Origin of the sequence: Microlunatus spumicola, from assembly GCF_039536445.1 — a bacterium.
Lineage (GTDB): Bacteria > Actinomycetota > Actinomycetes > Propionibacteriales > Propionibacteriaceae > Microlunatus > Microlunatus spumicola.
The window spans coordinates 891,113-911,289 of record NZ_BAAAYR010000004.1 but is presented as its reverse complement, the minus strand read 5'-3'; the positions used below and the strand labels follow the sequence as shown (position 1 = coordinate 911,289).

The following is a 20,177-nucleotide window of genomic DNA, read 5'->3' as shown; positions in this document are numbered from 1 at the left end:
GTGGTGACGGTGCCGCGGGAGCCGCGGCGACCGCGCCACGCACCCAGGAGGACCCCATGCTCGGTGGCTCAGCGGCGTTCCACGGATTCTCGGTCGACGACGTCGACGCGGCCCGCGCCTTCTACGGCGACGTCCTCGGGCTGGAGGTGACCGAGGAGAACGGCATGCTCTTCCTCCACCTCGCCCAGGGCACGCGGACGCTCGTCTACCCCAAGCCCGACCACGTGCCCGCCACGTACACGGTCCTCAACTTCCCGGTCGCCGACGTCGAGGCGGCGGTCGACGCGCTCGTCGAGCGCGGTGTGACCTTCGAGCACTACCCCCACGTCGAGGACCCCAAGGGCATCCAACGCGGCTGGGGGCCGACCATCGCCTGGTTCAGCGACCCGGCCGGGAACGTGCTGTCCGTGATCGAGGAGTGACCCCGGGCGCCGCCGTGCGGCCGGCGGCCAGGGGCCGGTCCCAGGCCTGAGCCGCGGCGGCCGGTCCGGTGCGCGTGGCCTCGGGCGCGGGGCCCGGCTGGCAGTGCGGGCACCACCAGGTCCGGCGGCGCTCTGCGTCGCCGGGCACCTCGTCGACGACCCGGACGGGCGTGCCGCAGCGCAGGCACGCCTGGCCGGCCCGTCCGGACACCCAGTGCTGGCGGCCCTCGCGCCGGTCGCCCGTCGTCACCTGGTAGGCCCCGGCCACGAGGGCCGAGTGCCGCAGGCAGCGTCGGGCCAGGGCGACGAGGGCGGGGACGTCGAGCTCGCCGACCGGCGTCCAGGGGCTCGTCCCGCGCAGGAAGCAGAGCTCGTTCACCCACAGGTTGCCGAGGCCGGCCAGGTTCCGCTGGTCGAGCAGCGCCGCGGCGACGGGGCGGCCCGGCTGCGCCTCGAGGCGGCGGACCGCCTCGGCGGCGTCCCAGTCGGACCGGAGCGGGTCCGGCCCGAGGTGCCCGACCACGTCGTCCTCCTGGGCCGTCGGCACGACCTCGACGACCGGCAGGTCGATCCCGTACGCGGTCGCCCCGTCGTCGAGCTCGAGCAGCACGCGGACCTGGTCCATGAGCCGGGAGGGGAGCCGCTTGCCCGCGCCCACGACCGTCCAGCTGCCCGTCATCTTGAGGTGGGTGTGGAGCGTGAGCGCCTCGCCGGCTTCGGTGACGAGCCGGGTCAGCTGGTGCTTGCCGTGGGTGACGATGCCGCTGACCGTGGCGCCGGCGAGGTCGAGCGTCGCGTACGTCGGCACCCGCAGCTCCGCGCGGACCAGGCGCCGTCCGACCAGCGCCGGCTCGAGGCGCCGGGCCAGCTTGTAGACGCTGTCTCCCTCGGGCACGCGTCCAGTGTGCGCACTAGGGTTTCGCCATGGCGGTGGCGGCGGTTCTCCCGGGCGCGCCCGTCCGCCTCCGGGCGTGGACGGGGCGTCTGCCCGCGCCGTTCGTGATCGGCCTGTGCGTCGCCCTGCTGCTGACCGCGGGCGGGGCCGTGCTCGCGCGGGTGGCCCCGCAGGACGCCGACGTGCCGCTGTTCAGCGGGACCGTCGCGACGGGTCCCGACGGTTCTGTGTCCGAGGTACCGACGGGAACGGGCGCCGTCGTGCCCGGCACACGGGTGCTCGCCGGCCCGGGCAGCGCGGCCGCCGTCGCGGCCGAGCAGGCCTGGCTCGACGCGGGCACCGTCCCCGCGGTGCCCGAGCTGGGGGCCGGCAGCGACCTCGTGCGCGGCGCCCTGCTCGACCTGCACGTCCTCACGCAGACCTACGGCGTCCCCGTCGCCGGCTGGACCCCGCAGTGGCGCTACGTGTGGCCGCGCGACGCCGCCTTCGCCGCGGTGGCCTTCGCCCGGACCGGTCACGACGACGACGCGGAGCGGGTGCTCGCCTTCCTCGGCCGGGTGGAGCCCGCGGCGGGGGTGCTCCAGGCCCGCTACCTGCCCGACGGCAGCGGCGTGCCGGACGACCGCGGCACCCAGCTGGACGGGGTCGGCTGGGCGCTGTGGGCCACCGCCGGCGTCGCCGCGTCGCTGCCCCCGGCGGAGCGCGCCGCGTTCGTCGCGCGGCACCGGGCGCTCGTCGACCGCTCGACCGCCGCCGCGCTGGCCGCCGTCTCCACCCGGGACGGGCTGCCGCCCGCGTCGCCGGACTACTGGGAGGTGCGCGAGCGCCGCACCACGCTCGCGACGGCCGCGGTCCTGCGCGCCGGGCTCGAGGCGGCGGCGCGCCTGCAGGGCCTCGTCGGCGACGACACGGCCGCCGCGCGGGCCGCGACCGGGGCCGAGCGGCTGGGCGTCGCGATCGACCGGGAGTTCGCGCCCCACGGCTACCCGCGCCGGCTCGGCGGTCGGGCCGGCAGCGTCGACCTGGGCGTGGCGTTCCTGCTGCCCCCGTTCGCCGACGCCGTCGACCCGCAGGCGTACGCCCGCTTCGAGACGGCGCCGGCCGCGCTGGCCCGGCCCGCGGGCGGCCTGGCCCCCGGCGGTTCCTGGAAGCGCGACGGCGTGAGCTGGACGCCCACGACCGCGACGTGGGCGCTCGTCGCCGCGGGTTCGGGCGACCGCGCCCAGGCCGTCTCCCGGCTCGCGTGGCTGGAGGCCCACCGCACGGCGGAGGGCTCGCTCCCCGAGAAGGTCCTCGCCGACGGCCGCCCCGCGGCCGTGGCCCCGCTCGCCTGGACGGCGGCGTCCGTCGTGCTCACGGCCGACGTGCTCTCCCGCTCCTGAGCCGACCTTCTCCGCTCTCTGAGAGACGCACACCCTTCCCCCAGCAGGTGCTCAGGGTGTATCAAGGGTTCACCCCGCGCCTCTTCCCGGCCGTACAGGTGGCGCACCCGCCACCACCCGTCCGATCGGAGCCCGAAGTGTCGCGTCCCCTCAGTCTCGTCAGCCTGGTCCTCGCCGGCCTGCTGCCCGTCCTCCTCGTGGGGGCACCGGCCTCGGCCTCCCCGCGGTCGCCCGATCCGGAGGTGACCCAGGCGCCGGCCCGCAGCGCGGACCGGTCGGCCGCCAAGGTCGCGCCCGCCACCGTCGACTCCGACGTCTACGTCTACACGACGACGGCCTCGTCCCGCACGTCCTTCCTCGTCGCCGGCCACCTCACGCTCACGCTGAAGTCCGGCAGCATGACCTCGTACAAGGGCAGCCTCGTCGACTACAACGGCCAGAAGTCCTACAAGGCGAGCGCGGACACGACGGACGTCTCGGCGCCGGTGCTCAAGCTCGAGGGGAAGAACGGCAAGTTCACCATCACGACCAGCTCGAGCTTCGGCGGCACCTACTACTCGGGCACGGCGACCTCGAAGCCCTCCAAGGTCAAGCTGCCGCTCTCCTCGATCGCCCTCAGCGCCTCGGCGCACTCGACGCACACCGCCACCTACTCCTTCATCCTGTCGGAGCGGACCGGCGCCCTGAACAACCCGGTCGAGTACGTCGGGACGCTCACGATGGCGTACGACGCCAACGGCCGGATCTCCGGCGGGCAGGTCACCGTGACCAACGCCAAGGGCAAGGTCGTCACCAACGCCCTGAAGAGCAGCGGCTACTACGGCGGCGGCTCCTTCTACACCGTCGCCAAGGTCGACAAGAAGCACTTCGGACTCAGCGCGACCCTGTCGGGGAGCAGCTTCAGTGGCTACGGCTTCGGTGCGGACGGGTCGAAGACGACCATGTGGGTCCTGTCCGGCACGGTCTGACGGCGGCCGGGACTCAGCGCAGCAGGAGCACGCCCGCGTAGGCGGTCACGGCGACCAGCACCCAGGAGGCGAGCCCGAGCACCAGGGCCCGCCCCCCGGTGCGCCGGAGCACGGACAGCCGGATCCCGGTGCCGAGCCCGACCAGGGCGGCCACGAGCAGCACCGACTGGACCTGCTGCACCGCGTGCAGCAGGTGGGCGGGCAGCAGCCCGGTGCTGGTCAGGCCGACCGCGGCCAGGAAGCCGACGACGAAGAGCGGCACGACGGGCGCCGGTCGACGCGTGCCGCTGGTCGCCGTCGCGGTGCCCCGCGCGCGGCGTCGCCGGGCCAGCCCCACGCCGGCCACCAGGGGGGCCAGCAGCACCACCCGGCTGAGCTTGACGACGACGGCGGTCGTGAGGGCGCCGGGGACCCGGTCGGCGGTGGCGACCGTCTGGCCCACGTCGTGCACGCTCGCGCCCACCCAGCGCCCGAAGTCGGCGGGGTCGAGCCCGAGCGGCACGCGCAGCAGCGGCAGCAGCACGATCGCGAGGCTGCCGCAGAGGGTGACGAGGGCGATGGCCACCGCGGTGTCGTCCTCGTCGCCGTCGGCCACGTCGGACATCGCCGCCACCGCGGAGGCGCCGCAGATGGAGAAGCCGGTGGCGACGAGCAGCGCGCGGGCCCGCGGGACCCGGAGCGCCCGGCCGAGCAGGCGGGTGCCGACGAAGGTGACGGTCACCGTGACCAGGACGACGGCCAGACCGCCGACGCCCAGCCCGAGCAGCTGGGGCAGGCCCAGCTGCAGCCCGAGGAGCACGACCGCGATGCGCAGCAGCCGGTGCGAGGCCACGTGCGTCCCGGGCTGCAGGACGGGGCGGTGCAGCCCGAGGTTGGCCGCCAGGGCGCCGATCACGACCGCGACGGTCGACGGGTTGAGCCCGGGCGCGAGCCGGGCGACCCCGAAGGCCAGGGCGGTGGCGGCGGCGACCGCGGCCAGGCCCGGTAGCGCCCCCGGCGTCCGGCGCCCGTCCGGGGTGCGGTGCCCGAGGAGGTGACGCAGGTCCAGCGGGGCGAGGTCGCAGCCCGGCCGGCAGCGGCTGCGGCCCTCCGGCTGCGGTTCGGGGGCCGGTCGGTGCCGGGCGTCCGGGAGGACCCTCACGATGCTCACGGGTCGAGTCTCGGCTCGGGAGCGGTCCGGCAGTAGGGGTCAGGACCCGATGCACCCATCGAGCGGCTCGATGGCTGCCGATAGGGTCGCTGGATGGTCTCCGCGCACGTCCCCGACCTCGACAGCCTCAGCCTGCTGCTGGAGATCGCCCTGGCGGGCTCGCTGGGCGGGGCGGGCGCGGCGCACGGGATCAGCCAGCCCGCCGTGTCGGCCCGCGTCCGGACGATGGAGGCGCTGGTCGGCGTCCCGCTGGTGGAACGCACGGCCCGGGGCTCCACGCTGACGCCGGCCGGGGTCCTGGTGGCCGGGTGGGCGCGCGACGTCCTCGCGGCCGCGGAGGTCCTCGACGCCGGGATCGCGTCGCTGCGCGCCGTGAGCCGGCAGCAGCTGCGGGTGGGCGCGAGCATGACGGTGGCCGAGCACCTGCTGCCCCGCTGGCTGGTGCGGCTCGCGGCGGAGCGGCCCGAGACGGCTGTCAGCCTCGAGGCCATGAACTCCAGCCAGGTCGAACGCGCGGTCCTCGCCGGGCGGGTGGACCTCGGCTTCGTCGAGGGACCGACCGTGGGGGAAGGTCTGACCGACGAGGTCGTCGCCCGGGACCGGCTCGTCGTGGTCGTCGCCCCCGGTCACCCGTGGACCCGGCGGCGTCGGGTCGACGCGGCGGAGCTGGCCGCGACGCGGCTCGTGCAGCGCGAGCCCACCTCCGGCACCCGGGCGGCGCTCGAGTCCGCGCTGGCCGCGTACGCACCCCTGGCCGCTCCGGTGCTCGAGCTCTCGACGAGCAGCGCGGTGAGCGCGGCGGCGGCCGCCGGGGCCGGTCCGGCGGTGCTGAGCCGGCTCGCCGTCGCGGACGACGTGGCCCGCGGACGGCTCGTCGAGGTCGCGACCTCCGGGGTCGACCTCACCCGCCTGCTGCGGGCGGTCTGGGTGAGCGGGCGCCGGCCGGGCCCCCCGGCCCGGGACCTGCTGCGGATCGCGACGACCGCGCCGGTCCGGCCCCGCCCCTGAGGCGGGCGTCCCCGACGGTCAGCCGGCGGCCGAGGCCGCCCGGCTCTTGGCGATCAGCGGGGTCAGGGCGGCGTGCAGGGCCTGGACGTCCTCGAGGGTCAGGTCGAGGCGCTCCATCACCGTGACCGGGACGCTCAGCGCCTCCTCGCGCAGCGCCAGACCGGCGTCCGTGAGCGTCACGCGGAGCGTCCGCTCGTCCGCGGGGTCGCGGCGCCGGTCGACCAGGCCGAGGGCCTCCAGCCGCTTGATCAGCGGGGACGCCGTCGCGAGGTCGAGCTGCAGCAGCCGGCCGACGTCGGTGACGGAGAGCGGGGACTGCTCCCACAGCGCCAGCATCACCAGGTACTGCGGGTGGGTGAGGCCGAGGCGCTCGAGGACGGGCCGGTAGACCCCGATCACGCTGCGCGAGGCCACGGCGAGCGCGAAGCAGACCTGCCGCTCGAGCGCGAGCGGGTTCGTCGCGTCCCCCCAGGGGCCGGAGGGGGCGGACGGGTCGACCGTGGTGCTCGCCATGCCGGCGACTTTACGCGTGCGCAGATGCTTCGTACACTAAGTGTCATGGTGAAGACGCAGGAGACGGTGAGCACGGACGACGACTTCGGTCTCTGGTACCGCTTCAGGTCGCTCGTGGTCTTCAACCTCCTGTACGTCGCCGGGCCCGCCCAGCTGGACGCCCACAACGACCCGCGGGCGGCGGTCGAGCAGGACTACGAGCGGCGCCGCGACCTGCACCGCGCGCGGCACGGCAAGCCGCCCGTCGTGAAGAAGCCGCCGTCGAAGCACGGCGGCGTCGACCCGGTGCTGCTGTGCGCCGTCGGCGGGGTCCTCGCCCTCGTCGCGCTGCTCGTCTGGGCGATCGCGGCCCGCTGACGGCCCGCCGGCCACCCGGTGCGGGCCGCCTCGGCTCCCGCCCACGAGAGCCGCGGTCGCCGTAGGTTGGACGACCTCGACGGGCGGGAGGCGCTGATGATGGGCACGACGGGACGGGTGCCGACGGGACGGGTGCGCGGGCTGGCGCGCGCGTGGGCGCAGGGCGCCGCGGCCGGGCTGGTCGGGGTGGCCGCGATGACCGCGGGGGAGAAGCTCGAGCAGGCCCTGACCGGCCGCCCGGGCTCGCACGTCCCGGCGCGCGCCCTGCTCGGGCTGCTCGGTCGACCGACCGGCGACGCCGAGCGCCCCACCGGGTGGAACCACGCCATGCACTGGGGCACGGGCGCACTGGTCGGCGGGCTCCGCGGCGTGTCGGCCGTGACGGGGATCCGGGGCCCGGTCGCCACGACGTGGCACACCGTGGTCCGGCTGGCGTTCGACCAGACCGTCGAGAACGCCACGGGCGCCGGAGCCCCGCCGACGACCTGGCCGCGCTCGGAGCAGGTCGTCGACGTGCTGCACAAGGGGGTCTACGCGACGGTGACCGGGCTCGTGGCCGACGCCTGGATCGCCCCGGACCTGCGGACGCTGCGCGGGCGCACCAGCCACTAGCCGGACGCTGCTACGGAAGGCTGAGGTTCAGCGGGCGGGACCGGACAGGCGCTCGACGAGGGCCCGGACGACCGCGTCGGTGTCGGTGCGGGCGCCGATCGACGGCGTGAGCAGGTCGAGCAGCAGCCCGTCGACCGCGTGGTGGAGCAGCCTGACCGAGAGGTCGCCGCCGGGGAGCCCGGCGGCGCGGTGGTGCGCGAGGTCGTCGGCGAACCCGCGGCTCAGCGTCCGGTGCAGCCGCGGGCCGAGCTCCGGGCTCCGGGTCGCCTCGAGCCGGAGCTCCACCAGCGCGAGCCACAGCGCCGGCTGGGCCACGACCCGGGCCACGACGTCCGTGACGGCGGCGACGTACGCGTCGACGTCCGGCGGGGGCGGTGCCTGCCCGGGGGGCGTCGCGACCGGCTGCAGCCGCTCGAACACCCGGTCGGCCAGGGCGCCCAGCAGGGCGGCACGCGTCCGGAAGTAGTTCGACGTCGTCCCCGCGGGCTCGCCCGCGGCCCGGTCGACCGCGCGGTGCGTCAGCCCGCGGGTGCCGCTGGCCGCGAGCACCTCCAGGCCGGCGTCCGCGAGCCGGGCGGCGCGTTCCGGGTTGGCGACCACGGGCCCACCCTAGGCCAACCACTACAGACGTAGTACGGTCGGTGGACCAGGACGAGAGGGGAGCGCCCCGTGCGAGCACTGACGTACTTCATCGCGACCTCGCTGGACGGCCGGGTCGCCGCCCCCGACGGGTCGACGGACGACTTCCCGCTCGACGCGGCCTACCTCGGCGAGCTGGCCGAGGACTGGGGCGACGCGTTCCCGACGGCGTTCCACGCGGCGACCGGCACGGAACCGCCGGGGACCCGGTTCGACGCCGTGGTCATGGGCCGCGCGACGTTCGAGCCGGCGCTCGCGGCCGGGGTGGCGGACCCGTACGCCCACCTCGACACCCACGTGCTCTCCGCGACCCTCGACCCGGCCGCGCTGCCGGCGGTGCGGGTGGTTCCGGGCGACGCGGTCGCGCACGTGCGGGCGCTCAAGGCGGCGCCGGGCGGAGGGATCTGGCTGTGCGGGGGTGGACGCCTGGCCGCGGCCCTGGTCGACGAGATCGACCGGCTCGTGGTCAAGCTGAACCCGGTGACGCTCGGTGCGGGCCGCCCGCTGCTCGACGGCGCGCTCGCCCCACGACGGTGGCGGCTGATGTCGACCCGGACCTACGACGTCGGGGTCGTGCTGCTCGAGTACGAGCCCGAGGGCCGGTGACCGCGGTCGACCGGCCGACGGGTCAGCGCAGCGGCGTGGTGAGGGCGAGCGGGTCGTAGAGGCAGGCGTCGCGGGCGGCGAGGACGGCCCCGGCCGTGACCGGCGGGTCCTCGTCGGTGACGAGGATCTGCGTGTCGGCGTACGGGCCCTCGTGGACACGGGCCCGCAGCTGGCGGTCCAGCGCCGGCATGAGGAACGGCGCGAGGTGCCCGAGGTAGCCGCCGAGGATCACGGCGTGCGGGTTCACGGAACCGAGCACGTCGTCGACGGCACGACCGAGCGACGAACCGGCCTGGTCGAGCGCGTGGCAGACCTCGGGCTGGTTGGCCCGGGCCCCCTCGACCAGCAGGCCGACGGCCTGCTCGGGGTCGGTGAGGACGAGCTCGGCGGCCTCGTCGGCGTCCCGGAGCCCGGCGCGGACGAGGAGCTCCTGGATGCGGACGACGGAGTTCAGGCAGCCGTGCCGCCCGCACCAGCACTGCGGACCGTCCGCCTGCACGTGCAGGTGGGCCAGGTCGCCCGCGCCGCCACCGGCGCCGCGGAAGATCTCGCCGTTGACGACCAGGGCGCTGCCGACCTCGGACATGCCGCCGAAGTACGCGGCCACGGTCGAGGAGGGGTCGTTCAGGAGCACCCGCGCCGCGTAGAGGCCGGCGAGGTGGAAGTCGGAGGAGATGCCGACGCTGACGTCGGTCAGGCCGGCCTCGGCGAGCGCGGCGCGCACGGCCTTGCCGACGCCGGCGCCGTCCCAGCCGAGGGCGCGGGAGGTGACGGTCATGCCGTCGGGACCGACGTAGCCGGGCACCGCGATCTCGACCGCGACGAGCTGGTGGCCCTCGGGGATGCGGTCCAGCTGCGCGCCCAGGAGGTCGGCCAGCACCGTGGCGCCGTCGTGGTTGTCCGCGAAGACCGCGGGCAGCGTCTCCCGCCACAGGTCGGTGCCGCCCACGGTGGCGCCGTGCACGTGGACGCGGTCGACCTCGACGTGCACGCCCATGACGCACCACGGCTCGCCGTCCAGGGCGATCGGGCGGGTCGGGCGGCCGGCGCCGGGGCGCCGGATCGGGTCGAGCTCCACGACGAGGCGGCGCGAACGCAGGTCGCCGACGAGGTCGGTCATGGTCGAGACGCCGAGCCCGCAGCCGCGGGCCGTGTCGTGGCGGCTGCTCGGGCCGTGGTCGCGCAGGTAGCGCAGGATCGCCGTCAGGTTGCTCTGACGCAGCTCCCCGGAACCACCGCCGCGCGAGACGTTACCGTCCCTGAGACCGATCGGCTCGGCCATACGTATCCCCGCCATGGAAACCAACTTAACCGTTGAAACGAAAACTGACGGGAGTTGGGAAACCCTGCCGAAATCTTGACGGAAAGCCAACGTCAGAAAGGTTTTCTCACGGCGGCTCAGGGAAGCCCGGACCCCCTCCCACCAGGGGGTGAACCCCCTGGTCACGGGGAGATAACGGTGGTTCAGGGCCCCTGCGGAGGGGGTACGACCGATCAGGCGTGCACGACTGACAACGCTGTCTCACGTGGCGGTACGGGTCGTCGGTCCGCCCCGTCCCGACGCCACCGGATCGCGTGCCGCGGGCCCCGTGCCGACCCCTTCGCTAGGGTTCACGTGCGCCGGCGCCGGACCGGCCCGCAGCGCAGGAGTGCCCGCCCCCGTGACCGACTTCGCCCGCCTCGACGTCGACGACGTCCCCGCAGCGTTCACCGAGGCGGCGTCGCGCTACGACCGCATGGTGTCGCTGAACCCGGGTTACCACCGCCACCTGCGCTCGGCCGCCACGGCCCTGCTCGAGACGCTCGACCCGCACCGCCCCCTCCGCCTGGTCGACCTCGGCTGCGGCTCCGGGGCGTCGACCCGGGCCGTGCTCGCCGCGGCCCGGGACGCCGGGGCCGAGGTCGAGGTCACCGGCGTCGACGCCTCGGCCGGGATGCTGACGCAGGCCGAGGCCAAGACCTGGCCGCCCGGCGTCACGTTCCACCAGGGGCTGGCCCAGGACCTCGCCGGCCACCGGGCGGAGTGGGACCTCGACACCCCGGTCGACGGGGTGCTGGCCGCCTACCTCTTCCGCAACGTCGCCCAGCGCGACGCCGTCCTCGCCGACGTGCACGACCTGCTCTCCGACGGCGGGACGCTCGTCGTCCAGGAGTACTCCGTCGCCGGCTCGCCGGCGGCCTCGGCCGTGTGGACGCTGGTCTCGTGGGCCGTGGTCATCCCGCTGAGCTGGATCACCTCGCGCCAGACCCGCCTGTACCGCTACCTCTGGCGCAGCGTCATGGCCTTCGACCCCGTCCAGACCTTCGTCGACCGCCTGTACGCGGCCGGGTTCGTCGACGTCGAGGTGCGCACGGTCCCGGGCTGGCAGCAGGGCATCCTCCACACGTTCCGGGCCCGAAAGGCAGCGTGAGCTTTTCTCGAGGAGACGCGTGACCACCCCCTTCTTCCCCGGTTACGACCGCCACGCCGTCCGGCACCCGGCCGCCGCGGGCAGCCGGCGCGTGACGCAGGACCGCGGTCCGGTGGTCGTGGTCGGCGGCGGCGTCGCGGGCATCGCCGCGGCGACGGGCCTGGCCGAGCGCGGCGCCCGGGTCGTCCTGGTCGAGCCCGAGGTCGAGCTGGGCGGTCGCGTACGGGCGTGGCCGCTGGGCGACGGCCGCACCATGAGCCGGGGGTTCCACGCGTTCTTCCGGCAGTACTACAACCTCCGCTCGCTGCTGCGCCGGGCCGACCCGGGGCTCGAGCGACTGGTGCCGATCCGCGACTACCCGCTGGTCTCCGCCGACGGCCCCGAGGACTCCTTCACCGGCATCCCGCGGACCCCGCCGCTGAACCTCGCCGCCTTCGTCGCCAAGAGCCCGTCCTTCACGCTGCGCGACCTGACCCGGGTGGACGCCGGTGCGGCGATGGAGCTGCTCGACGTGTCCTTCCCGGGGACGTTCTCGGCCTACGACGGGGAGAGCGCGGCGCACTTCCTGGACCGGCTCCGGTTCCCGCCGCTGGCCCGGCACCTCGCCCTCGAGGTGTTCGCCCGCAGCTTCTTCGCCGACCCGGACGACTTCGCGGCCGGCGAGCTGGTCGCGATGTTCCACGCCTACTTCCTCGGCTCCTCCGAGGGGCTGCTCTTCGACGTGCCCGACGACGACTACGAGACGGCGCTGTGGGGACCGCTGCGGCGCCACCTCGAGGGCCTGGGCGTGGACGTGCGGACGCAGACCTCGGTCACCGGGCTCGACCTGTCGGCCGAGGGGCCCGCGGTCGTCGCGCTGTCCTCGGGCGAGGAGCTGCGGGCCGCGGCCGTCGTGCTCGCGGCCGACCCGACGACCTCGCGCGGGCTGCTCCTCGCCGCCGGCGTCACCGACCCCGCCTGGCTCGAGCGGGTGGCCGCCCAGCGGCTCGCCCCGCCGTTCGCGGTCTGGCGGCTCTGGCTGGACCGCCCCGCCGCTGCCGGACGGCCGCCGTTCCTGGGCACCAGCGGCTTCGGCCCGGTGGACAACGTGTCGCTGCTCGAGCAGTTCGAGGACGGGGCGCGGGACTGGTCGCGCGAGCACGGCGGTTCCGTCGTGGAGCTGCACGCGTACGCGCTCCCGCACGACGACGGCCGGGTCGACGAGCCCGCCCTGCAGGCGCGGATGCGGTCCGAGCTGGCCCGCCTCCACCCCGAGCTCGCCGACGCCCGTGCCGTGCACGAGGAGTGGCTCGTCCGGCGCGACTGCCCGCTGGCCGCCCCGACGCCGTGGCGCGAGCGCCTGACGGTCGAGACCCCCGACCCGCGGCTGGTGCTCGCCGGCGACGGGGTCCGCTGCGACTACCCCGTGGCGCTGATGGAGCGGGCCGCGACCACCGGCTTCCTCGCGGCCAACCGGCTGCTCGCCGACGTCGGCGTCCAGGGCCACGACCTGTGGAGCGTGCCGATGCGGGCCCGCAACCGGGTCAGCCCGCCCCTGCACCGGCTGCTGCTGAAGGTCTCGTAGGCGGCCGCCAGACCGCAGGAGACGCAAGAACGCCCCCTGAGCCCGTCGAAGGGCCCCGAAGGGGGTCGGCGTCCCCCTGCTGCGGGGTGCCGACCTCTCCGAGGCCCTTCGACAGGCTCAGGGGGCGTTGCTTCTCGACCCCTGAGCCTGCGCTGACTAGCCCTTGGCGGGCGTCTTGAGCTTGAGCGCCCGCGCGATCGTGAAGTGCAGGTCCGTCTGGTCGGTCAGGCCGACGACGTTCGCGGCCTGCGGGCCGTAGCCGGCGATCCGGACCTGGGTGCCGGTGTGCTCCTGGCTCTTGCCGGCCGCGGCGGTGCCGTAGCTCAGCGTCATCGGAGCCTTGTCCGCGGTCTCCAGCGTCACGGTGAGGCCCGGGGTGTTCGTGCCGGTCTCGACGATCTGGCTGGTGTGGCCGTGGTCGGCCGTGACGAAGACCGACGTGTTGCCGTCGTCCTTCGCGAACTGCAGGGCCACCTTGACGGCCGCGTCGAACGCGACGGTCTCACCGATCTGCCCGCAGGCGTTCGCGGCGTGGTCCTGCTTGTCGATGCTGGCGCCCTCGACCTGGAGGAAGAAGCCCTTGTCGTTGTTCTTCAGCAGCGAGATCGACTTCGCCGTCATGGCCGCCAGCTGGGGCTGCGTGGCGGGCAGCTCGGGGTTCGGGGTGCACCGCACGGCCGCCTGCTCGGCACCCGTCGGGGTGGCCTCGGGGCCCGCCCACTGCACGGGCAGGTTGCCCGGCGCGAAGAGGCCGAGGACCGGCTTCTTCTGGTCGGCCTTGGCGATGGCCGACATCTCGGCCGCCGTGCGGACGACCTGGTAGCCGCGCGCCTGCGCCTGCTGCGCGAGCGTCAGGCCCTTGTACGTGCCGGCGGTGGCGGTCTCGGCGAAGGTCGTCTCGCCGCCACCCATGGTGACGTCCGCGCGGGTCTTGAGCAGCTGCTCGGTGATCGAGCCGTCGCCGCCGTTCTCGAGCGCGTTCGTCGGGCAGGTCTTGGTCGTCGCGACCGGCCCGTAGCAGGAGCGCGCGGTGACGTGCGAGGCCTCGACGGCCGGGGTGGCGTCCTGGATCTCGGAGGTGGTGATGTTGCCGGTCTTCAGGCCGCGCTTCTTGGCCAGCTCCAGCAGGGTGACCTGCTTCTTGCCCTTGACGTCGACCGAGATGGCGCCGTTGTAGGTCTTGGTGCCCGTCGCCCAGCCGCTGCCGCTGGCGGCGGAGTCGGTGACGTAGTCCGGCTTGCCGGTCTCCTGGTCGAGCGAGAAGGTCGTGTACTGCCCGGTCAGGGGGAGCGCGTCGATGCCGGGGAACCGGCCGTCCGCGCCGAACTGGTAGTTGCGGGCCGAGGTGATCTCGGAGTCGCCCATGCCGTCGCCGATCAGCAGGATGACGTTCTTGGCCTTGCCGCCCTCGACCGCCTTGCGGATCTTCTTGGTCTGGTCGGAGCCGATCCGGGTCGCGCCACCGTGCTGCGCCAGGACCTCGGGGGTCTTGGCCGGGCCGGCGACGGCGACACCCGCGCTGAAGGCGAGGCCGGTGGCGGCGAGGGCGACCACGACGGCGCGAGCGCGGGGCCGGGGGAGGGAGAGCTGTGGCATGGGCCAACTTTCATGACGTCGCTCCTGCCCCGTGCAGGAGTCGCCATGATCTGACCCAGCGGGGCGGAACAGCGGGTGAACGGACGTTGAACGGCGGGGCACGCGGGCGGCAACTCTGAGACCCGGCTGTGCGCGGCTGTCAGGACGCTGTGATCACGATGATCATGACGTCCGGCCCTGATCAACAGGATTGTCCACAGCCTGAGGACGGCGGGCGGGGCAAGATCAGCAGCGCACCGGGCGAAGGGTCGCCGGCCCCGTACGGTCGGGCGGTGAGCACCCCGACGGAACCGGTCGACCACGCGCAGCGCGACGACACGATCACGGTGAGCTCGTACACCACCGTGCTGGGGCGGCGCAGCCTCGCCGAGGCCGACTTCCGGGCGTACTGGCGCGACGTCCACGGTCCGCTGTGCTCCCGGGTGCCGGGCCTCGGCTGGTACGTGCAGCACCACTTCGCGCGCCACCACGACGCCCACCTGTGGCCGTTGCCGGACGGCGTCGAGCGGCTGGCGGGCTACGAGCTGGACGGCATGGTCGAGATCGGCTGGCGCGACGCGGACGCGCAGGCGGTCTTCACCGAGGCCTCCGGCATCCTCTTCTCCGACGAGCAGAACGTCTTCGAGGAGACGGCGGCCTACCCGCTGCCGACCGGTTCGACCACGCTCGTGGACCGGACGCCCGACCCGACGCCCAACGGCGCCGACCCCGTCGACCGGCTGCACGTGCACCTCGGCGTACGGCCGGAGACCCGGGACGCAGTCGTGACCACGCTGGAGGAGGGGTTCCGCGAGCTCGCCGGGCGCACCCCCGACCTGCTCAAGGTGCGGCTGCACCCGCTGGAGCCGCACGACAACTCCACGCCGAACCCGCCCGCGCCCGGGGTGGCGCACACGGTCCCGACGGGGCGGGTGGACCTGGTGGCCGTCGAGGTCGCCTTCACCGACCCGCTGGCGCGCCGGCGCGCGCTTGAGGGGGAGCCGTTCCGCGCGGTGAACGCGGCGCTGGCCGGGCTCGTCACGCACGTCACGGCGTTCGCGGTCACGGGTGTGCACACCTTCGTGCGCGACGGCCGGCTCACCGACGCCGGTCTGCGCGGCAGCCGGGTCGCCGAGCTGATCACGTCCTTCGCCGCGCTCAACCAGGTCGACGACGACGTGCGGCACCTGATGCGGACCGGGACGCTGCCGTCGCACCCCGGGGCGTGACCGGGGCGGGCGTCAGCCCGGGAACTCCCCGCGCCGGCGCAGCGCGTAGCGCCGTTCGGCGTAGTCGCGGTCGTCCATCCAGAGCAGCCGCGTCGTCCGCTTGATCACGGGGACCAGCAGGGGCGAGAGGACGTTGGCGACCTTGAAGCCCTTGCGGTCGGAGTAGGCGATCGTCGCCTCGGTGATCATGGTCATCGGGCGGCCCTCGCCGTCCACGCCGAGCGGGGTCGCGTGCGTCTCGACGACGCTGCCGGTGCCCTCGCCGTCGGTGATCGTCATGACGATCGTGCGCGAGTCCGGGCAGGTGAACTCGGCGCGCACCGGGACGCCCCAGGTCTTGTTCAGCCGGAAGGTCACGTCGGTCACGAGCCGCTCCGGCGTGCTCGCCGCGTCGTCGACGACTAGGTGGCTGAAGGCGTACGGGTGGAACCACGCGCCGTGCCAGGGGTCGAGCCGGTTCGCGATCACGTCCTGCGGCTCGCAGACGGCGGTCTCCGCGATCACCGCGGCCACCGAACCCCCGGCGGGCGGCCGGACGGGCAGCGCGGGCCGCTCGGTCGCGGGCTCGCCCCTGGTGGGCAGGCCGACCCAGATGAGCACGCCGTCGTCGTGGGTCCGGTACGGGCTCCAGGTGCGGTCGCCCTCGCGGGTAAGCGCCAGCCCGTGCCAGCGGCAGTACATGGTGCCGTCGATCACGGGGCAGCGGTCCATCAGCGCCCCGAGGTGCGGGCACGACCCCGGCCCGGCGACCAGGCCGCCGTGCTCGTCGCGCCAGAAGACGACCTCGCGCCCGGCGATGGTGCGGGCGACGGACTCGGTGCGGCCGATGTCCCCGCTGAGCCCGGCGACGAACCAGCCGCCGGCGTTGCGCGTCTGCGCCCGCTCGAGGGAGGTGCCGATGCGCGACGGGCGGGCGAGCCGCCACGTCTCGCTCATCTTGTCCTCGCGCGGCTGCGGCACGCGCTCGATCGGGACGCGGGGACGTTCGCGCCCGGCCACGGGCACGGGCGCGGGCGTCGGCGCGGCCCGCCGGGCCCGGGCGGCGGGGGCCGCGGGGCGGTCGGCCTCGATCGTCACACCAGCTCCTTCTCGCTCCTGCGTCCGACGCGGCCCGGTCCGAGGACCAGCACGCGACCGGTGGTCAGCGCCTTGCGCCAGGTGGGCACCCGCACGCGCCCCGCGAACACGTCGTACCCGGCCCGCTCGATCCGGTCGAGGATCCGGGCGTAGAGGACGCGCGCCGCGCCCACGCAGCGGGCCGACCGCGGCGGCAGCAGCGCGATCCCGGTGTCGGCGTGGGCGTACAGCTCGCGGTTGCGGGCGATCTCGAAGGCGAGGCAGGCCCGCCACTGCGGGGTGACCGTCCGCCCGCCCGGGCCGGTGAGGTCGACGCCGAACCGACGCAGGTCCTCCTGCGGGATGTAGACCCGCCCGCGGTCGAGGTCCTCGTCGACGTCGCGGAGGAAGTTCGTGAGCTGGAAGGCGAAGCCGAGCGAGCGCGCCGGGTCCTTCGCGGCGGGCGAGGTCGGCCGCAGGACGGGCAGCATCATCTCGCCGATGACGGCGGCCGAACCCTCCATGTAGCCGAGCAGGTCCTCCCACGTCTCGTACGTGGTCGTCGTCAGGTCCATCGCCATGGCGGCAAAGAACCGGTCGAAGCACTCGGGGTCGATCGCGCACAGCCGGACGCTGTGCACGATGGCGGCCAGCACCGGGTCGTCGCTGCCGCCGCTCGCGAGGGCGTCACGGAACGCCTGGGCGAACGCCTCCAGGCGCGCCGCCGTCTCGGCCGGGTCCGCGGTGTCGATCGTGGTCTGGTCGTCGACGATGTCGTCGGCCAGCCGGCACAGCGCGTAGACGGCGTAGACGTGGCGGCGCCGCTCCTTCGGCAGCAGCGCGGCGCCCCAGAAGTAGGTGGTGCCGTGCCGCCAGGTGAGCCGGCCGCACTCCTTGTAGCCCTCGGCCAGCTTGGCCGCCTCGGCCGACCCGTCCACCGGCTCGGCCAGGGGGAACGGCTCGAGCGCCGCCCCTGCGGCCCGGCCGGCCGGCTCCGTGCCCTGGCTCATCGCCCGGACGTCGGCAGGTAGTCCGCCACCCGGCGGGCGGCGAGCTTGCCGGAGATCAGGACCATCGGGACCCCGACGCCGGGCACGGTGCCGGAGCCGGCGAAGAAGAGGCCCGGGAGGCGCTTCTCGACGTTCGGCGGGCGGAAGGGGCCGGTCTGGGCGAACGTGTGCGCGAGCGCGAACGGCGTGCCCGCGGCCATGCCCTGCTCCTGCCACTCGACCGGGGTGAGCAGCTCCTCGACGACCACGTCGTCGGGGTAGCCGTTCTGGCCGAGGAAGCCGTGCAGCCGGTCGCGCATGCGCGGCGCCTCCTGCTTCCAGTCGATCCGGCCGGTGTCGAGGTTCGGCACGGGCTCGAGGACGTAGAGCGACGAGCAGCCCTCCGGGGCCTGGTCGGGCGCGTCCAGCGAGTGCACCGACACCAGCCGCGACGGGTCGGGCATCAGCGTGCCGCGCTCGAGCAGCGCGTCGAAGGACTCGTCCCACTGCTCGCCGAAGTGGATGTTGTGGTGCGCGGCCTCGGCCGGCGGCAGCCCGCGGACGCCGACGTGCCAGACGACGGCGGAGGGCGAGTAGTCGCCCTTGCCGGGACGCGCGGCCCGCGGCGGGCGCAGGTCGGGCAGCAGCTGCTCGTACGCGACCGGGGTGTCGAGGGTGCACACCACGGCGTCGGCGCGCAGGGTCTCGCCGCCCGCGAGGCGGACGCCGGCGGCCCGGCCGGTGGGGGAGCGGAGGATCGCCTCGACCGACGCGCCGTAGCGCATCTCGGCGCCGTTCTTCTCCGCCGCGGACGCCAGGGCCTGCGGGACGGCGTGCATGCCGCCCTCGGGGAAGAAGACGCCCTCGATGCTGTCCATGTAGGTGATCACGGCGTAGATCGCGAGCGCCTTCTCGGGCGCCAGGCCGGCGTACATGGCCTGGAAGCTGAAGAGCTTGACCAGGCGCGGGTCGTGGAAGAACGAGCGGACCGCGTCACCGAGCTTGCGGAACGCGCCGAGGCGCACCAGCTGCGCGGCCGCCCGCGGAGAGCGGAGCAGGTCGAGCGGGGAGTCGAAGTTCGCGTCGATGTAGTGCGGCATCTCGGCGAGGTAGAGCTTGCGCAGCCACGTCACGAACTCCTCGAACGCGGCGGCGTCGACGCTGCCGCAGGTGTCCGCGATCTCCTGGCGCATCTCCTCGCGGCTGCCCTTGACCAGGATCGTGCTGCCGTCGGCGTAGCGGGCGCGGTACGCGGGGTCGAGCCGCTTGAGCGGGCCGAGCGCCGAGAGGTCGGACCCCGCGGCGCGCAGCGCGTCGGAGATGAGGTCGGGCATGGTCAGGACCTTGGGCCCGGTGTCGAAGGAGAAGCCCCCGAGCTGCAGCTGGCCGCTGCGCCCGCCGGGACCGGAGGCCCGCTCGACGACGGTCACCTCGTACCCGGCCCCGGTGAGGTGGCAGGCCGCAGCGAGGCCGGCGAGGCCCGCCCCGATGACGATGACGGGACTCAACGAGATCTCCAGATCCTTGCGGTGCTGCGTCGGACGACGGTGGTTGTTCGGTCGCGGGCACCCCCGCGGATGACCGGACCGGCGGACCGGCTCAACGGTCCCGCCAGGCGATCAGGTGGGCCATGCCGGTGAGGCCCGCGACGCCGGCCGGGTCGAGCGCGGTGCGGGCGAGCGCGGCGCCGGCGGCCTGGACGTGCTCGCTGATGCGGGCCTCGACCGCCTCGACGACGCCCTGCTCGGCGAGCGCGGACTGGAGCGCCGTGACGTCGGCGGGGCTGAGCTCGGGCGTGCCCACGCGGCGCAGCAGCCGCCGGGCGCCGCCCTGCAGCCGGTCGTCGGCGAGCGCCATGATCACCGTCGGCTTGCCGTTGATCAGGTCGTCGCCCGCGGGCTTGCCGGTGGAGCGCGGGTCGCCCCAGACGCCGAGCAGGTCGTCGCGCAGCGCGAACGCCTCGCCCACCTCCTCGCCGTAGTCCATCAGCGCGTCCCGCACCTCGTCCGGCGCACCGGCGGCGGCCGCGCCCAGCTCGAGGGGGCGCTGCACGGTGTAGCGACCGGACTTCATCCGGGCCACCCGCCGCGCGTGGTCGAGGTCGCGCCGGCCCGAGGCGCTGCCGGTCAGGTCGCGGCTCTGGCCGTGCACGAGCTCGACGACCAGCAGCCGCCAGATCTGGCGCATCGGCCGTGGCAGCTCGGTCACCAGGTGGTCGGCCTCGGCGTGCGCGAGGTCGCCGACCAGGACCGCGATCGACTCCCCGAAGTGCCGGGCGTCGCCGCGGGCGCCCGCGTGCAGGTGCAGCTGGGCGGCGAGGGTGTGGACCGAGGGCTGGCCCCGGCGCGAGTCCGACTCGTCCATGACGTCGTCGTGGATGAGGGCGAAGATGTGCAGCAGCTCGAGGGCGGCCCCGGCGCGCACGACGGCCGCCCGGCCCTGCTCGTCGTCGCCGCCCCCGGCGGCGACCCAGCCCCAGTAGGCCATGCTCGGCCGGATGCGCTTGCCGCCCGTGCCGTTCAGGGCCTGGAGCATCTCCGGCAGGTCGTGGTCGAGCAGGATGTCGGCCGGCCCGGCGGGCGGGCTGCCCGGGCCCAGGGGCGAGGCCAGCTCGACGTGCCACGTGCGGACGAGCGAGGCGATCGCCTCGGTGAGCTCACGGTCGACCGCGACGAGGTAGTCCTGCGTGAGCGCGGTGGTGGAGGCGGCGGGCAGCGCGTGGACGGTGCCCTCGCCGGTGCGGCGCGCGTCCCCGGCGCTGCGGGGTGCGGCGGGCGACGGGCTGGCGGCGGGGGTCACGG

20 protein-coding genes are annotated in these 20,177 nt (G+C 75.0%); 10 read left to right on the top strand and 10 right to left on the bottom strand.

Translation table 11 applies throughout. The features are described 5' to 3' along the window. Window positions 1-422 (top strand): VOC family protein (locus ABD665_RS17185; RefSeq protein WP_344742557.1); only part of this gene is annotated, 422 nt, incomplete at its 5' end. Here ABD665_RS17185 and ABD665_RS17180 read toward each other — a convergent pair. Further along, on the bottom strand, window positions 379-1,317 hold the full coding sequence (locus tag ABD665_RS17180) for an Fpg/Nei family DNA glycosylase (protein ID WP_204910149.1): 939 nt from the start codon (window positions 1,315-1,317) through the stop codon (window positions 379-381). The two genes, ABD665_RS17185 and ABD665_RS17180, sit on opposite strands and share 44 nt — an antisense overlap. A gap of 29 nt (window positions 1,318-1,346) precedes the next feature. On the opposite strand from ABD665_RS17180, the gene ABD665_RS17175 reads away from it, so the two are divergent. Together ABD665_RS17175 and ABD665_RS17170 are read left to right on the top strand one after the other, a co-directional pair. Next, window positions 1,347-2,699, top strand: a complete 1,353-nt coding sequence (locus ABD665_RS17175) for a glycoside hydrolase family 15 protein (RefSeq protein WP_204910148.1) — start codon at window positions 1,347-1,349, stop codon at window positions 2,697-2,699. A 137-nt stretch (window positions 2,700-2,836) separates the two neighbouring features. Further along, window positions 2,837-3,667 carry a hypothetical protein gene (locus tag ABD665_RS17170; RefSeq protein ID WP_204910147.1) on the top strand — a complete coding sequence of 277 codons (831 nt, stop codon included), beginning with the start codon at window positions 2,837-2,839 and terminating at the stop codon, window positions 3,665-3,667. 13 nt (window positions 3,668-3,680) lie between these two features. On the opposite strand, the gene ABD665_RS17165 is transcribed toward ABD665_RS17170, so the two are convergent. Then, entirely contained in the window at window positions 3,681-4,817 is a 1,137-nt protein-coding gene (locus ABD665_RS17165; RefSeq protein WP_204910146.1) for a putative sulfate exporter family transporter, read from the bottom strand. Window positions 4,818-4,910: 93 nt separating this feature from the next. On the opposite strand from ABD665_RS17165, the gene ABD665_RS17160 reads away from it, so the two are divergent. After that, a complete protein-coding gene (locus tag ABD665_RS17160; RefSeq protein ID WP_204910145.1) occupies window positions 4,911-5,825 on the top strand; it encodes a LysR substrate-binding domain-containing protein in 915 nt (304 codons plus the stop codon). 18 nt (window positions 5,826-5,843) lie between these two features. On the opposite strand, the gene ABD665_RS17155 is transcribed toward ABD665_RS17160, so the two are convergent. Further along, window positions 5,844-6,338 (bottom strand): MarR family transcriptional regulator, encoded by a 495-nt coding sequence (locus tag ABD665_RS17155; RefSeq protein WP_204910144.1) that lies wholly within the window; start codon window positions 6,336-6,338, stop codon window positions 5,844-5,846. Between the two features lie 45 nt (window positions 6,339-6,383). Between ABD665_RS17155 and ABD665_RS17150 the strand changes: the two genes are divergently transcribed. Together ABD665_RS17150 and ABD665_RS17145 are read left to right on the top strand one after the other, a co-directional pair. Next, complete coding sequence (locus ABD665_RS17150; protein ID WP_204910143.1) at window positions 6,384-6,695, top strand: hypothetical protein; 312 nt, start codon at window positions 6,384-6,386, stop codon at window positions 6,693-6,695. A gap of 66 nt (window positions 6,696-6,761) precedes the next feature. Continuing rightward, the gene (locus tag ABD665_RS17145) at window positions 6,762-7,307 is read left to right on the top strand and encodes a hypothetical protein (protein ID WP_204910142.1); all 546 of its coding nucleotides are present in this window, start codon (window positions 6,762-6,764) and stop codon (window positions 7,305-7,307) included. A gap of 27 nt (window positions 7,308-7,334) precedes the next feature. Here ABD665_RS17145 and ABD665_RS17140 read toward each other — a convergent pair whose 3' ends face one another. Beyond that, window positions 7,335-7,907: a TetR/AcrR family transcriptional regulator gene (locus ABD665_RS17140; RefSeq protein WP_204910141.1), complete on the bottom strand. Its 573-nt coding sequence runs from the start codon at window positions 7,905-7,907 to the stop codon at window positions 7,335-7,337. 69 nt (window positions 7,908-7,976) lie between these two features. On the opposite strand from ABD665_RS17140, the gene ABD665_RS17135 reads away from it, so the two are divergent. Then, window positions 7,977-8,552, top strand: a complete 576-nt coding sequence (locus ABD665_RS17135) for a dihydrofolate reductase family protein (RefSeq protein WP_204910140.1) — start codon at window positions 7,977-7,979, stop codon at window positions 8,550-8,552. 22 nt (window positions 8,553-8,574) lie between these two features. Here the strand turns inward: ABD665_RS17135 and ABD665_RS17130 are convergent, their stop codons facing one another. Then, the gene (locus ABD665_RS17130; RefSeq protein ID WP_204910139.1) at window positions 8,575-9,849 is read right to left on the bottom strand and encodes an ROK family protein; all 1,275 of its coding nucleotides are present in this window, start codon (window positions 9,847-9,849) and stop codon (window positions 8,575-8,577) included. Between the two features lie 364 nt (window positions 9,850-10,213). On the opposite strand from ABD665_RS17130, the gene ABD665_RS17125 reads away from it, so the two are divergent. Beyond that, a complete protein-coding gene (locus ABD665_RS17125; protein WP_204910138.1) occupies window positions 10,214-10,963 on the top strand; it encodes a class I SAM-dependent methyltransferase in 750 nt (249 codons plus the stop codon). A gap of 19 nt (window positions 10,964-10,982) precedes the next feature. Further along, on the top strand, window positions 10,983-12,527 hold the full coding sequence (locus tag ABD665_RS17120; protein WP_204910137.1) for an FAD-dependent oxidoreductase: 1,545 nt from the start codon (window positions 10,983-10,985) through the stop codon (window positions 12,525-12,527). A 156-nt stretch (window positions 12,528-12,683) separates the two neighbouring features. Here ABD665_RS17120 and phoA read toward each other — a convergent pair whose 3' ends face one another. Continuing rightward, window positions 12,684-14,123, bottom strand: coding sequence for an alkaline phosphatase (gene phoA / locus ABD665_RS17115; RefSeq protein ID WP_204910136.1), 1,440 nt, complete (start codon window positions 14,121-14,123; stop codon window positions 12,684-12,686). A gap of 272 nt (window positions 14,124-14,395) precedes the next feature. Here phoA and ABD665_RS17110 point away from each other — a divergent pair, with 272 nt between their 5' ends. Continuing rightward, on the top strand, window positions 14,396-15,331 hold the full coding sequence (locus ABD665_RS17110) for an EthD domain-containing protein (RefSeq protein ID WP_204910135.1): 936 nt from the start codon (window positions 14,396-14,398) through the stop codon (window positions 15,329-15,331). Window positions 15,332-15,343: 12 nt separating this feature from the next. On the opposite strand, the gene ABD665_RS17105 is transcribed toward ABD665_RS17110, so the two are convergent. The 4 genes from ABD665_RS17105 to ABD665_RS17090 all read right to left on the bottom strand — a co-directional run bounded on the left by ABD665_RS17105 (window position 15,344) and on the right by ABD665_RS17090 (window position 20,175). Next, window positions 15,344-16,408 (bottom strand): Rieske (2Fe-2S) protein, encoded by a 1,065-nt coding sequence (locus ABD665_RS17105; protein WP_344742556.1) that lies wholly within the window; start codon window positions 16,406-16,408, stop codon window positions 15,344-15,346. Continuing rightward, window positions 16,405-17,397, bottom strand: a complete 993-nt coding sequence (locus tag ABD665_RS17100) for a phytoene/squalene synthase family protein (protein WP_344742555.1) — start codon at window positions 17,395-17,397, stop codon at window positions 16,405-16,407. The genes ABD665_RS17105 and ABD665_RS17100 overlap by 4 nt, the downstream gene beginning before the upstream one ends. After that, complete coding sequence (crtI, locus tag ABD665_RS17095) at window positions 17,394-18,884, bottom strand: phytoene desaturase family protein (protein WP_344742554.1); 1,491 nt, start codon at window positions 18,882-18,884, stop codon at window positions 17,394-17,396. Before crtI ends, ABD665_RS17100 begins: the two co-directional genes overlap by 4 nt. A 91-nt stretch (window positions 18,885-18,975) precedes the next feature. Then, on the bottom strand, window positions 18,976-20,175 hold the full coding sequence (locus ABD665_RS17090; protein WP_204910134.1) for a polyprenyl synthetase family protein: 1,200 nt from the start codon (window positions 20,173-20,175) through the stop codon (window positions 18,976-18,978). Window positions 20,176-20,177: the final 2 nt, after the last annotated feature.